Origin of the sequence: Streptomyces pactum (assembly GCF_016031615.1) — a bacterium.
Classification (GTDB): Bacteria; Actinomycetota; Actinomycetes; order Streptomycetales; family Streptomycetaceae; genus Streptomyces; species Streptomyces pactus.
This window is the reverse complement of the sequence record NZ_JACYXC010000001.1, coordinates 2,367,200-2,380,501: the sequence shown is the minus strand read 5'-3', so window position 1 is coordinate 2,380,501 and position 13,302 is coordinate 2,367,200. Positions and strand designations below refer to the sequence as shown.

Sequence of the window (13,302 nt, the reverse complement as noted above, 5' to 3'; positions counted from 1 at the left end):
CCTCCGGTGCCTAGCGTTGCTAGCTGACGATGCGACGCTAGCACTGCTATCGCTCGATTGTCTAGCAGTGCTAGAATCGCCTCATGTCGGTACAGGAACGCAAACGGCGGGAAAGGGCGAGCCGCGAGCGCCTCATCGTGGCGACGGCCCGTGAACTCGCCGAACAGCAGGGCTGGGACGCGGTCACCACGCGCCGGCTCGCCGAGCGGATCGAGTACAGCCAGCCCGTCCTCTACAGCCACTTCCGTGGCAAACGGGAGATCATCGGCGCGGTCGCCCTCCAGGGCGCCACCGAGCTGGCCGGCGCGGTACGGGCCGCGACCGCCGCCGCGGACGGTCCGCGCGAGCGGGTCACCGCCCTCGCCCGCGCCTACCTCGACTTCGCCACCCGCAACCCGGCCGTCTACGATGCCCTGTTCCAGCTGGACGGCGGGCTGGCGTACGCGCAGGAGGACACCCCCGAGCCGCTGAAGGACGCCTTCGCCGCGCTGCTGGAGACCCTCGACGAGGTCGCCGGTGACGGCGTCGCCCCGGGCCTGTTCACCGAGGTGTTCTGGGCGTCCCTGCACGGGATCGCGACCCTGACCCGGGCGGGGCGGCTGCTGCCGGAGGACGCCGGGCCGAGGGTGGAACTGCTGGTGGACCGCCTCGCCATGGTCTGACGCACCGCTCCGGCGGTCACGCGGCCGGGGCCCCCGGGTCCCGGCCGCCCGCCGATGGCGCCGCTTCCGGGCCGCACGCCGGGGCCCGGCGGGGCCGCACGCCCGGTTCCGGTGGCGGTCCGTACGGCGGCGTTCGTGTGCCGGGCGTGCGCGCGGCCGGCGTGCGTACGGCGGCGTACGGCGGCGCGCGCCCGGCGGTCACCTCCGAGCGGCGGCGGGCCCGAGGCGGCACGGGCCCGCCGCCCGGCCCCGCGCCCGGGGCGGGCGGCGGCCGGGGAAGGGGTTACTTGTCGCGGTAGACCGCGGCGGTGGCCATCGCCTGGAGTTCGGCCGCCCAGGCCGGCGGGAGGGACGCGGCGACCGCCTCGTTCGCGACCTTCAGCCGCTCGGCGATGACCTCCTCCACCCGGTCGCGGATGCCGGTGCGGATCAGCAGGGCGTGCAGCTCGTCGGGGTCGGTGCCCGGCAGGTCGTCGCCGACCAGGTCACGGACCTCCGGCTCGTCGGCGAGCGCGAAGGACATCAGCAGCGTCATCTTGTGCTGCTTGAAGTCCAGCCGGGCCGGCTTCCCGGTGACCTCGGCGCTGCCGAACGCGTCCAGCAGGTCGTCGCGGAGCTGGAACGCCTCGCCGAGCGCCAGACCGTACTCCTCGAAGACCTCCTGGAGCCCGGGCGCGCCGTCGGCGAGCGCCGCGCCCACCGCCAGCGGCCGGGCCACGGTGTACCGGCCGGACTTGAACAGCGCGATCCACCGCGCCAGCGCCGGGTCGGGCCGGAAGCGGGCGGCGGCCCGTACGTCGAGGAACTGGCCGACCATCAGCTCGGTGGTCAGCTCGCCCCAGATCCGGCGGCAGCGCTCGGTGCGCGCGGCGCCCGCCATCAGCCGGTCCGCGTAGACCAGGGCGAGGTTCCCGGCGAGCACCGCGACGCTCTCCCCGTACCGCCGGGCCTCCCCGTGCCAGCCGCGCTCGGTGTGCAGCGTGGCCTGCCGGATGTGCGCGGTGGGCTCGTTGCGGCGCAGCTCGGAGGCGTCGAAGACGTCGTCGTGGAGGAGCGCGGAGGTGTGCAGCAGCTCCAGGGCGGCCGCCGCGTCCACCACCGCCGGGGACGCCGGGTCGCCGCCGGCCGCCAGGTACGCCGCGACGCAGAAGGACGGCCGGAGCCGCTTGCCGCCGCTGGCCACCATGCCGGCCACGCAGTCCACCAGCTCCACCGCGTCCGGATTGGACGCTGCCCACATCCGGCGCTCCTCGGCGAGGAAGCCGGCCAGCCGCTCCTCCACGCGGGCCAGCAGCGCCGCCCGCTCCTGGTGCGGACCGGCCGCCGTGGCCCCGCCGGCGTCCGGGTTCTCGTTCACGGTCACTGCAGGCTCCCTGGCATGGCGAAGACGATGTCCTCGGTGGTCGTGGTGATGGTGTCTACCCGGCCGTACCCCAGCTCCGCGAGCCGGGCCACGAGCTGCTCGACGAGGATCTCCGGGGCGCTGGCCCCGGAGGTCACGCCGACCGTACGCACGCCCCGCAGCCAGCCCTCGTCCAGTCTGGAGACGTCGTTGACCAGGTACGACCGGGCACCGTGCCGGATCGCCACCTCCACCATGCGGACCGAGTTGCTGGAGTTGTCGGAGCCCACGACGAGGACGAGTTCCGCCTCGGCCGCCAGCTCCTTGACCGCGTTCTGCCGGTTCTGGCTGGCATAGCATATGTCGTCCGAGCCCGGCCCCTTGATCTGGGGAAACCGTCGCTTCAGCTCGGCCGCGATGTCCCGGGTCTCGTCCAGCGACAGCGTGGTCTGGGTGAGGTAGGACACCTCCGCGTCCGGCGGCAGCTCCAGCGCACGGGCGTCCTCCAGGTTCTCCACCACCACGGTGTGCTCGGGCGCCTCGCCGACCGTGCCCTCCACCTCCTCGTGGTCCGCGTGGCCGATGAGCACGACGGTGCGGCCCCCCGCCGCGAACCGCTTCGCCTCCTGGTGGACCTTGGACACCAGCGGGCAGGTCGCGTCGATCACGTTCAGCTGCCGGGCGGCGGCGTTCGCCCGGACGGCCGGGGAGACCCCGTGCGCGGAGAACACGCACACCCGCCCCTCGGGCACCTCCTCCTCGGACTCGACGAAGACGGCCCCGCGTTTCTCCAGCTGCCGCACGACGTAGGCGTTGTGGATGATCTGCTTGCGCACGTAGACCGGGCTGCCGTGGAGCTCCAGCGCCCGCTCCACCATGCCGATGGCGCGCTGCACCCCCGCGCAGAAGCCGCGCGGCTCGGCCAGCACGACCCGTTTGCCGGCGTCCGGGCCGCCGGCGTCCGGGGCGGTGGTGGCGGTGGGGGCGTCCGGTGCGGACGTGGCGTCCGGGGCGGTCGGGGCGGGGGGTCGTGTTCACGGGCCTCTCCTGGGGTTCGACGGCGGTACGGGCGGGCCGGGCGGCCGGCGCCCCGGCGGGCCCGGCGCGTGGCCGGGGCGCGTCGTCCCCCGCCGGGCGCTGCCGGGAGCCGGCGCGTGCGGCGTGCCCGCGGACCGGGGCGTGATCCCGGCCGGGGCGTACGGGGCCGGAGCCGGCGGTGGCCGGGCCGGGAGGACGGGCGGGGCGACGGGGCCGGGACGGCGATCGGGGGCGGGGGCCGGCGGGTTCGGTGCGCGGCCGGGTCGGTACGTGATCGGGTCGGTGCGCGGCCGGGGCCGGGTCGGGGCGGTGGTCGGGAGGGACGCCGGACACCGATGGTGGCGGGGGCCGCCGGGCCGCCGGAAGCGGCTGATTCTTGCTATGCGCCGCACCGTGCTTGCCATGCGAATTGCTATGGCTGCCGGATGCCGCCGGTTCCTAGCGTGGGGCCCTCTTTCGGCGATGAACGTCATGGCCCGCGAGCCGTCGTCGGCTCACGAACGGCGTTCGGTGATGGGGAGAGCTGACATGACCTTCCGTAAACATCCGCGGCATCTGGGCGTGCTGTTCGACTGGCACGCGGAGGCCGCCCGGCAGACCGTCGCCCATCTCGACCGGCCCTTCGACATCGCGCCGGACGGCGGGGTGCGGTACACCGCGGAGCAACTGGCCTGGCTGGTCCGCGACTTCTCGGCCCGGCTCTACGCGGCGGGGGCGCGGCGCGGCGACCGGGTGGCGATCATCAAGGAGAACCACCTGGACATGGTGGTGGCCGCCGCGGCGGCGGCCCGGATCGGTGCCCTGCCCGCCACCATCTCCGCCGTCAACAAGCCCGAGGCGCACCGCCGGATGATCGAGCGGCTCGACCCCTCGGTGCTGGTGGTCTCGCCGGGGCCGCTGGCCCGCGCGGCGGCGGCCGGGGTGGTGCCGGCCGGTCCCCGGACCCGTGTCCTGCTGCTCGGGGAGCCCGGCGAGGGCACCCCCGAGGGGGCCCTGACCCTGGCGGACCTGGACGGCGCGGACATCCCGCCGACGCGCCTCGGCGGCCGGGACGAGCCGATGCTGGTGATGCACAGCTCCGGGACCACCGGCACCCCGAAGCTGGTGGTGCACTCGGCGAAGACCCTGCTCGACGGGGTGGCGGTGATGGAGCGCATCCGGTTCCCGGTGCTGGCGAGCAAGCACCGGGACGTCGCGGCGAGTTCGATCTCCTTCGCGCACGGCCGGTCCGTCTCCTGGCTCACCGGGCAGTTCGTGCTGGCGCCGGAGAAGATCGTGGCCATCTCCCGGCACGACCCGGACACCGCCGAGCGGATGATCGACGCGTTCCGGCCCACCACCCTGGAGGCCTGCCCCAACGTCTTCCAGCGGTGGGAGCAGCTGGCCCTGGACCGCCCGGGGCTGTTCGCCCGGGTCCGGCTCTACGTGGGCACCTTCGACGCGGTGCACCCGCGCACCGTCCGCACCTTCCTGGGCGCCTCCCGCCGCCGCTTCCCGGTCTGGCTCCAGGGCTGGGGCCAGAGCGAGGTCGGGCCGATGTGCTTCACGCTGTTCACCCGCGGCCGGATGCGCAAGCTGTCCGAGGACTCCTCGGTCACCAGCGACATCGGCTGGCCCTCACCCGGCCTCACCCGGGTCAAGGTGGTGGACCCGGAGACCGGGCGGCCGGTGGGCCGGGGCCGGCCGGGCCTGCTGATGGCCGCCACCCGCGCCCGCTGCCTGGACTACCTGGGGGAGTCCGACCGCCACCGGGAGAAGGTCCGCGGCAAGTGGTGGAACACCGGGGACGTGGGTGAGCGCGGCCGGTTCGGCCGGCTGAAGCTGGTGGACCGGGAGGTGGACATCATCCCGGGCACCAGCGGCATCGAGCTGGAGAGCATCCTGCTGGACCGGCTGCCCCGGGCCTCGGACGTGACGGTGCTCGGGGTGCCCGGACGGCCGCCGGTCCCGGTGCTGTGCATGAGCGACGACCGGCTCGACCCCGAGGAGTGGCGGGCCGCCACCCGCGGCCTGCCGGAGCTGGACGAGCCGCGCCTGGTCCCGTTCGACGAGGTACCGCGCACCGCCACCTGGAAGGTGCGCCGGCTCGACCTGCGCGAACAGGTGCTGGGCACCAAGGAGGCGCTGGGTACCGGCCGCTGGACCTGACCGGCCGCCGGGACGGGCCGCGCGACGGGCCGTGCCGTTCGCCGGGTCGGGCCGCCGGGCCGTTCGCCGGGTTCGGGCCCGTCCGGTCCGGACCGGACGCCGGTGCGGGCCGACCGCCGGCCCGAACTCGTCCCCGCCCCGCTCCGGCCGCCCGGCGGCCGTCCGGCGGCGAGGACGGCCGGGCGTCCCACCGCGTCCCCGGCGCGTTCCCCCGTGTCCCCGGCGCGTCCCGGCGCGGCCCGCCGGGGCCCGGCACGTCCCAACGCGCCCCGGCGGCGCGCCCCCGGCATCGAGGAACACCGCACGCACGCCCGAGAGGGGAGAGCAGTGACCGACATCGACATCGCCGTGATCGGCGCCGGGATCGCCGGACTGACCACCGCCCACCGGCTGGCCCGGGAGGGCCACCGGGTGGAGGTCTTCGAGGCCGAGGACGAACCCGGCGGACGGATGCGCTCGGCCCGCATCGACGGCTACACCATCGACCGCGGCGCGGAGACCCTGAGCCCGTACGGCTACCCCGCCACCTGGGAGTTCATCGAGGAGCTGGGCCTGCAGCGGCGCGGCATGCTGCACCGCATCGAGCACCCGGTGGGGCTGTGGCGGCAGGGCCGGACGCACCCGTGGGTGGGCCACCCCCGGTCGGTGCTGACGGGCGCCGGGCTCAGCTGGCGCGGCCGGGCGCAGCTGGTGCGGATGCTGCTGGCCGGACGGGGGCGCGGCGCCGTGGACCCCGAGCGGCCGGAGGACTCGGTGTACGGCGGCATGACGCTGGCCGAGTTCGGCAGGCGGTACGGGGACGAGCTGGTGGACCGGTGCCTGGGCCCGGTCGCCTCGGCCGCCTTCGGCTGGCTGCCCGAACGGAACGCGGCGGCGCCGATGCTGGCGCTGATGCAGGGCACCCGGGGCATCTTCCGCTGGCAGACCTACCGGGACGGCCAGGACACCATGGCCCGGGTGCTCGCCGAACGCCTCAAGGTGCACCTGTCCACGGCGGTGCGGAGCGTGGAGCGGGACGGCAAGGGGGTACGGCTGACGTTCGACGGCGGCACCGCGGTGACCGCCCGGGCCGCGGTGCTGGCGGTGCCCGCCCCGGTGGCCGCCGGACTCCACGGCGGCGTCCCCGAGGAGGAGCGGGCGTTCCTGGCGGCGTCCACCTTCACCACCATGATCCGGGTCGGGGTGATGCTGGACCGGCCGCTGGAACCGCGGCGCACCGCCGGCCAGCCGCACCTGTACGCCTTCGTCCTGCCGCCCGACGAGGACTCGCTGCTCTCCGGCGGCACCGCCGAGCACAACAAGTGCCCGGAGCGGGTGCCCCCGGGGCGCGGCCTGGTCACCCTGCTGGTCTCGCCGCGCCGCGCCGCCGAGGTGTACGACCTGCCCGACGCGGAGGTTCTCGACCGGGTGCTGGACGAGAGCGAGCGGTTCATCGACGGGATGCGGGCCGCGTACGTCGGGCACCAGGTGACCCGCTGGCGCCACGGTCTGCCGGAGGCACGGCCGGAGGCGCTGGCGCTGCGCGGCCGGTTCATGCGCCGGGCGGCCCGGCCGGTCGAGTACGCGGGCGACTGGCTGTACCTGCGGCCCAGCAGCGAGGCCGCGATCGCCTCGTCGCGGCTCGCGGTGGAACGGGTGCACTCCTGGCTCGCGAACGGCTGACCGGGCGGTTCCTCCGGCCGGTTCCTCCGGCCGGTGCGACAGGGGCCCCGTACACGGCGGTGTACGGGGCCCCGTCCCGTGGCCCCGGCCCCACCGGGCGGAGAGGTGCTGCCGGAGCCGGCCCGCGGCTGCCCCGTCGCGGCCGGGCGGGCCGAGAGAGGGTCAGTCCTCCTGCCGGGCCGTGCGCCGCCGGACATCGGCCATCAGTTTGCCCAGCAGCTCGGTGAGCGCGGCGCGTTCGGCGTCCGACAGGCAGCTGACGAGTGCGGCCTCCCGGCCGAGCACGGTGTCCACGGAGCGCTCGACGAGCGCGTGGCCCGCGTCCGTGAGGGCCACCAGGACGGTCCGGCGGCCGGTGCCCGCCGGTGCCCGTTCCACCAGTCCGTCGCGTTCGGCCCGGGCGACGCGCTGGGAGATGGCGCCGGCGGTGACCAGGGTCCGCCGGGCGATCTCGCGGGTGCTGAGGGTGTAGGGCGGGCCGGAGCGGCGGATGACGGAGAGCAGGTCGAGGGTGGCCGCGTCGATCCCCGCCTCGCGCAGCGCCCGGTTGCGGTCGTCGGTGAACAGCTTGGCCAGCCACCAGATGGGGGTGACGATCTCGATCGAATCGGTCGGGGTGCCCGGTCGCTCCCGCCGCCAGGCGGCGGCGATTTCGGCGGCGGAACGGGTGGTCACCGGATCCGGCGTTGCGCCGGCGTCGTCGTCCACGGTGTGATTCCCTCTCGGTCCCGGCTATGTTTAGGTCTAAACGTATCGGTTGTCAGGAGGGATCCATGGCCCGCATCGTGGTCGTCACCGGGGGAACCAGCGGCATCGGGCGCGCCGTCGCCCGGCGGTTCGCCGCCGACGGGGCGGAGGTCTGCATCACCGGACGTCACGCCGGCACCGTCGGGCCGGCCGCCGAGGAGCTGGGGGTGCGCGGCATCGTCTGCGACGCGACCGACCCGGCGCAGGTCGCGGCGTTCGCCGACCGCCTCGGGCAGCTGGACGTCCTGGTCAACGCCGCCGGTGGACTGCCCGAGGCGGACCCGGCCGGCGCAGCGCCCCTGGACGCGCTGCACACCCGGTGGCAGGCCGCCCTGGCGCAGAACCTCCTGACCGCGGTGCTCACCACCGAGGCGGTCCGGGACCGGCTCGCCGGCGGCGGATCCGTCATCAGCGTCGGTTCGATCGGCGCCGAGCGCCGTGGCGGCGCCTACGGCGCGGCCAAGGCCGCGCTGGCCGCGTGGAACGCCTCCCTCTCCGCGGAGCTGGCTCCGCACGGGGTGACCTGCAACGTCATCTCCGCCGGATACATCGAGGGGACCAACTTCTTCCGCGGCGGGATGAGCGAGGAACGTCACCGCGCGCTGGTGGAGGAGACGCACAACAAGAGGGCGGGCACGGTGGACGACATCGCCGGCACGGCCCACTTCCTCGCCTCCCCGGCCGCCCGGCACATCACCGGCCAGACCCTCCACGTCAACGGCGGCGCCTTCACCACGCGGTAGGCCCCGGCGCACCCGGCGGCCGGAAGGCCGACGCGCCGGTGGCCGCCCGGGCGGGGGTCCCGGGCGGCCACGTCAGGGGGTGCGGAGGGGGTCAGAGCCGGCCGGTCACCCGCTCCCGCCGCTCCTGCGTCCCGGCCGGGGCCGTGGTGCCCGCCCCGGCCGGCGCGGGCGCCGACTCGCTGATGCCGTACCGGTCGTGCAGCCGGCGCAGCGGCCCGGGGGCCCACCAGCAGGCCCCGCCCAGTAGGCGCATGGCCGCGGGCAGCAGGATGCCGCGGATCAAGGTGGCGTCCAGCAGGATCGCCAGCGGGACGCCGAGCCCCAGGGCCTTCATGTAGCTGATGCCGGAGGTGATCATCACGATGAAGACCAGCGAGAGGATGACGGCCGCGTAGGTGACCACCTTGCCGACCCGCTCCAGGCCGGTCGCCACCGCGAGTTCGTTGTCCCCGGTGCGGTCGTACTCCTCCTTGACGCGGGAGAGGATGAAGACCGCGTAGTCCATGGAGAGGCCGAACGCCAGGGTGGAGATCAGGATCGGGGTGGTCCAGGTGATCGCCCCGGTGTTGATGAAGTCACCGACCAGCCACTGGAGATGGCCGTCCTGGAAGACGTACACCAGGGAGCCGAAGGTGGCGCTGAGGCTGAGCAGGCTCAGCAGCATCGCCATCAGCGGCAGCAGCAGGCTGCCGGTGAGCAGGAAGAGCAGGATGTAGGTGCCCACCGCGAGGATGCCCAGCAGATAGGGCAGCTTCTCGCCCACCAGGTCGAAGGTGTCCACGGAGATGGCCGGCTGGCCGCCGACGATGACCGGGAACGGCGCGTCGGCCTCCCGGACCCGGTCCACCAGGGCCTCGCCGCGGTCGGAGAGCCCGTCCACGGCCGGCACCACCGACAGGTAGGTGGCGTCGTCCCCGGCGAACCGCTTCGCCGGCGGGCCGGGCGGGGCGACCCGCTCGCCCTCGGCGTAGGTGCCGGTGAGCGCGTCCACCCGGGCCACGTCGGGAAGGGCGGAGAGCTTCGCCGCGTACGAGGAGATCTCCTCCTGCCGCTCGGCGGGGGCGCCCACGTTCCGGGCGACCACCGGCATCGCCTGCGCCTCGCGGTTGTTGAAGTCCTCGGCCACGATCTTCGCGACCTGCGCCGACCGGGCCGACTTGGGCAGCATCTGCTCGTCCGCCAGCCGCATGTTGAGGTCCGTCACCGGCGAGGCGAGGACGGCCATCAGCACCAGCACGCCGGCGGCCAGCGGCACCGGACGGCGCATGACCACGGTCGCCAGCCGGTGCCAGAAGCCCTGGCCCTCGGCCGCCTCGGGCCGCGGCTTGCGGCGGATCAGCCGCAGCTTGTCGATCCGCGGCCCGGCCCAGGCGAGCAGCGCGGGCACGATCAGCAGGGTCGCGGCGGCCGCGGCGAGCGTGGTCGCGGTGCCGCCGACCGCGATCGACCGGAACATGCCGAACGGCATGACGAGCAGCGAGAGGAACGCCACCGCGAGGGTGACGGCGGAGAAGGTGACGGTCCGGCCGACGGTGCGCATGGTCGCCCGGATGGCGTCGTCCCGCTCGGCGCCCCTGGCCAGCTCCTCCCGGTAGCGGGTGATGAAGAGCAGGCTGTAGTCGATGGCGAGACCGAGGCCGAGGAAGGTGGTGATGTTCACCAGCAGGTTGTTCGCCTCGAAGACGAAGGTCAGGGCGAACATCAGGCCGAAGACCAGCAGCAGCGTGGCGAGCGCGACCGCCAGCGGCAGGGCGGCGGCGACCAGCGAGCCGAAGATGACCACCAGCACCACCAGGACCAGCGGGAAGACCAGGCCCTCGGCGCGCGAGGCGTCCTTGGCGGCCGTCTCGGTGTTCTCGTAGTTCATCAGGGCCAGGCCGCCGAGCTTGACGTCCAGGCCGTGCACGGTGCCGGTGTAGGTCTCCTTCAGCTCCTTCACCCGGTCGTTGACCTGGTCGAAGTCGCCCAGCACGGTACCGGTCACCATGGCCTGGTCGCCGGAGGAGCCGCGCAGCGCGGGCGCCTTGCCGAGGGACCAGTAGGAGGCGACGCCGGCGACGTGCTCGTGGTCCTCCAGCTCCCGGGTGAGCCGCAGGCCGGCACGGGCCACGGCCGGGTCGTCCACGCCCCGGGGGTCCTTCACCACCAGGGTCAGGTTGGGCCGTCCCTGCCCGAACTCCTCCTCCAGCACCGCCTGGGTGCGGGCCGACTCGGTGTCGTCGTTCTCGTACCCGCCCATGGTCAGCCGGTCGGTGAGGCCCATCGACGCGCCGCCCACGCACAACACCGCGATCAGCACGGCGAGCAGGATCTTCTTCGGCCGGGGGAGGATCAGACGGGCTAATCTGTCGAGCATTGCGGGTCTCCTGTCGGCGACGCGCGGGGCGGTACGCCGCCCGCGGCGGTCGGTTGCGAAGGTTGGCGAGCCGTGTGGAACAGTCTGTACCGCAAAGTGGGTGTGGTGCAAGCTGTCCCGGAAATTTCGGGTGCGTCGTCCGGTGCCGCGGCCGGCGGGCCGTGGCGGCGTCCGGGGCCGGTGGGTCGTGCGGCGTCCGGGCCGGCGGCCCCTACGGCGTCCGGGGCCGGTGGGTCGTGCGGCGTCCGGGCCGGCGGAAAGTCCGGAGGGAGGCCGCCCCGGAGCGGGACGACCTCCCGGAGGCGCGCGGCCGCCGGCTCAGACGTGGACGGCCCAGACGTTGGCCAGCAGCAGGACCGGCACCCCCCAGCGGTGCAGCCGGATGCCCAGCAGCCGCGCCACCAGCACGTCCCGCCGGAGGACGCCCGCGCGCAGCTGCGCCGCCCGGCCCGCCAGCAGCGGCAGGACCAGCAGCGCGAACCAGCCGGGGACGGCCCCCGCCGCGACGGCCACCGCCACCGCGGCCGGTTCCAGCAGATGGAGGGCGACCACGATCCGCCGGTAGCCGGCCTCGCTGCTCATGGTCGCCAGGTTGCGGCGTCCGGCCAGCCGGTCACCGGCGACGTCGTTCATGTTGGAGTAGACGGACACCAGCAGCGACCACAGGCCGAACAGCACCGTCTCCAGCACGATCAGCCCGGTCACCTCACCGGTGAGCAGGGCGTACGGCAGGAGCACGGCGAGCCCGGGGGTGAGCAGGATCAGCTCCTGTCCGCCGCGGTAGCTGATCTTCAGCCCGTACGAGTACTGCACGTTGGTGACGAGCACCAGCAGCATCGCCACCGCCGTCCACGGCGCGGCGTGCGGGGCCACGGTCAGGGTGACGGACCACAGCAGCGCCCCCCACACCGCCGCGCCCCAGCCGAACAGTTCGGCCTGGCGCACGGTGAGCGCGCCGCTCAGCAGCGGCTTGCGGGACAGGTCGCGCAGGGCGCCGGTCTCCGGGGTGTAGTTGCGCGCGTCGCTGCCGTCCCGGATGCCGGTGACGTCGTCCAGTGCGACGGTGGCGGCGACCACGCCGACGTACCCGGCGGTGTAGAGCAGCAGCACGCCGGCGGTCCGGCCCTCCCACACCAGCGGGCCCGGCAGCGCGCTCCACACCAGGAAGGCGCTCAGGTAGTAGTCGTAGAAGGAGAGTTTGCCCAGCTTGACGTAGGCCCTCAGCCGTCCTCGGACGTCGGACGACGGCACCGTGCTCGCTACGGACATGCGACAGCTGCCTTTCGGTGGGTTCGGGCGGGGGAAGGGGGCCCCGGCACGGCGCGCCGGGTGCGGGCCGGGACGACGGCGGTGACCCGGGGGAGCCGGGACGGTCACCCGGGGCGCCGGAACGGTCGTCGAGGGGGCCGGTGTGGTCGCCCGGGGAGCTGAAGACGGTCGCCGGGCGGGCCGGAGCGGTGACCGGATGCCGTGCGGCGGGCGGCGCGACGGTCGCCCGGGTGCCGCGGCGGGCGGTCGCCGGGGAGCCGGGGCGGTCATCGGGAGGCCGCCGGTGGCCGGTGGGGAGCGGTGGGGCTGCCGGGGAGCGGCGGCGCCGGGCCGGGCGCCCGGCCCGGCGTGGCTCAGCGCGGCTTGCGGGCGATGGTGGAGATGAGCACCTGGGACAGCCAGCGGTTGGCCGGGTCGGCCATCTCGCGCAGCGCCGCCTCGATCCGCTCCTCGTCGAGCAGCCCCTGGGCCAGCAGCCGGGACCGCAGCGACTCCAGCCACAGCATGTAGTGCCGGGCCTGGTGGGACCCGCCGCGCACCATCACCGCCCGCCCCTCCGCCGAGACCTCCTCCAGCCCGAGGTCGAGCACGGCCGCCAGGTCGAAGTGGCCGCCGCGCGGCTCGTGTCCGGCGCGCCGCATCAGCCCGTACCCGGCGGCCTTCACGTCCGCCAGGAAGTCCTCGCCGGTCGCGCTGCGGAACAGCGGCAGCGAGTCGGTGTCCTCCAGGAACAGCACCCCGCCCGGCTTCAGCGCCCGGACCAGCCGTGCCACGGCACCGGGCCGGTCCTGGAGGTGCTGGACGACCATCCGGGCGTGCACCAGGTCGAACGCCTCCCGGGGCGGGTCCTGGTGGCGGATGTCCAGGGTCACCGCCTCGACGTTGGGCGCCCGCAGCCAGTCCAGCCGGGAGGTCTCCAGGTCGACCGCGACCACCCGGCCGCGCGGGCCGACCCGCTCCGACAGCCAGCCGGTGATCGACCCGGTGCCGGCCCCGACCTCCAGCACGGACCAGCCCTCGGCCACCCCGATGCGCTCCAGGCGCTCGACGGTGCCCGGGTCCCAGATCGCCTCGTTGGTGCGCAGCCGCTCGGACTCCCGGTCCCACGCCTGGTCGAAGACGTACTCCCCGGGACGTGTCCCGGCCCCCTCGCCGGGATGTTCCCCGGGGCGTGCGCCGGCCGGTCGGTCCTCCCGGGCCGCGGACCCGCTCCGGGTGGCGTTCTCGACGATGCTCATCGGGCACCCCTTCCGTCTCGTCGGCCCCCCACGCTAGGAATCCGCCGGCCGCCGCTGCCATGGCAATTCAGTGCGCGCACGGGGGCAGGAGCAGGCA

General features: G+C 74.8%; 9 protein-coding genes and 1 pseudogene. 4 read left to right on the top strand and 6 right to left on the bottom strand.

Going from position 1 to position 13,302, the window contains the following annotated elements; all coding sequences use genetic code 11:
• Nucleotides 1-83: 83 nt before the first annotated feature.
• Nucleotides 84-662, top strand: a complete 579-nt coding sequence (locus IHE55_RS09145) for a TetR/AcrR family transcriptional regulator (RefSeq protein ID WP_197988572.1) — start codon at nucleotides 84-86, stop codon at nucleotides 660-662.
• A 283-nt stretch (nucleotides 663-945) separates the two neighbouring features.
• Here the strand turns inward: IHE55_RS09145 and IHE55_RS09140 are convergent, their stop codons facing one another.
• Both IHE55_RS09140 and IHE55_RS09135 read right to left on the bottom strand, forming a co-directional pair.
• Entirely contained in the window at nucleotides 946-2,025 is a 1,080-nt protein-coding gene (locus IHE55_RS09140) for a polyprenyl synthetase family protein (protein ID WP_307826584.1), read from the bottom strand.
• A pseudogene (locus IHE55_RS09135) lies at nucleotides 2,022-2,936 on the bottom strand (4-hydroxy-3-methylbut-2-enyl diphosphate reductase); the annotation flags it as partial. The pseudogene IHE55_RS09135 and the gene IHE55_RS09140, both read right to left, overlap by 4 nt.
• Nucleotides 2,937-3,570: 634 nt before the next feature.
• On the opposite strand from IHE55_RS09135, the gene IHE55_RS09130 reads away from it, so the two are divergent.
• On the top strand, nucleotides 3,571-5,190 hold the full coding sequence (locus tag IHE55_RS09130; RefSeq protein WP_197988570.1) for an AMP-binding protein: 1,620 nt from the start codon (nucleotides 3,571-3,573) through the stop codon (nucleotides 5,188-5,190).
• Between the two features lie 327 nt (nucleotides 5,191-5,517).
• Complete coding sequence (locus IHE55_RS09125) at nucleotides 5,518-6,852, top strand: protoporphyrinogen/coproporphyrinogen oxidase (protein ID WP_197988569.1); 1,335 nt, start codon at nucleotides 5,518-5,520, stop codon at nucleotides 6,850-6,852.
• Between the two features lie 162 nt (nucleotides 6,853-7,014).
• Here IHE55_RS09125 and IHE55_RS09120 read toward each other — a convergent pair whose 3' ends face one another.
• A complete protein-coding gene (locus tag IHE55_RS09120; protein WP_197988568.1) occupies nucleotides 7,015-7,560 on the bottom strand; it encodes a MarR family winged helix-turn-helix transcriptional regulator in 546 nt (181 codons plus the stop codon).
• A gap of 65 nt (nucleotides 7,561-7,625) precedes the next feature.
• Here IHE55_RS09120 and IHE55_RS09115 point away from each other — a divergent pair, with 65 nt between their 5' ends.
• Complete coding sequence (locus tag IHE55_RS09115; RefSeq protein ID WP_197988567.1) at nucleotides 7,626-8,342, top strand: SDR family NAD(P)-dependent oxidoreductase; 717 nt, start codon at nucleotides 7,626-7,628, stop codon at nucleotides 8,340-8,342.
• Nucleotides 8,343-8,433: 91 nt separating this feature from the next.
• Here the strand turns inward: IHE55_RS09115 and IHE55_RS09110 are convergent, their stop codons facing one another.
• From IHE55_RS09110 to IHE55_RS09100, 3 genes are all read right to left on the bottom strand, one after another.
• The gene (locus IHE55_RS09110; RefSeq protein ID WP_197988566.1) at nucleotides 8,434-10,698 is read right to left on the bottom strand and encodes an MMPL family transporter; all 2,265 of its coding nucleotides are present in this window, start codon (nucleotides 10,696-10,698) and stop codon (nucleotides 8,434-8,436) included.
• Between the two features lie 318 nt (nucleotides 10,699-11,016).
• Nucleotides 11,017-11,967 carry a UbiA family prenyltransferase gene (locus tag IHE55_RS09105; RefSeq protein WP_197988565.1) on the bottom strand — a complete coding sequence of 317 codons (951 nt, stop codon included), beginning with the start codon at nucleotides 11,965-11,967 and terminating at the stop codon, nucleotides 11,017-11,019.
• Nucleotides 11,968-12,320: 353 nt separating this feature from the next.
• Complete coding sequence (locus tag IHE55_RS09100) at nucleotides 12,321-13,205, bottom strand: class I SAM-dependent methyltransferase (RefSeq protein WP_197988564.1); 885 nt, start codon at nucleotides 13,203-13,205, stop codon at nucleotides 12,321-12,323.
• Nucleotides 13,206-13,302 lie beyond the last annotated feature (97 nt).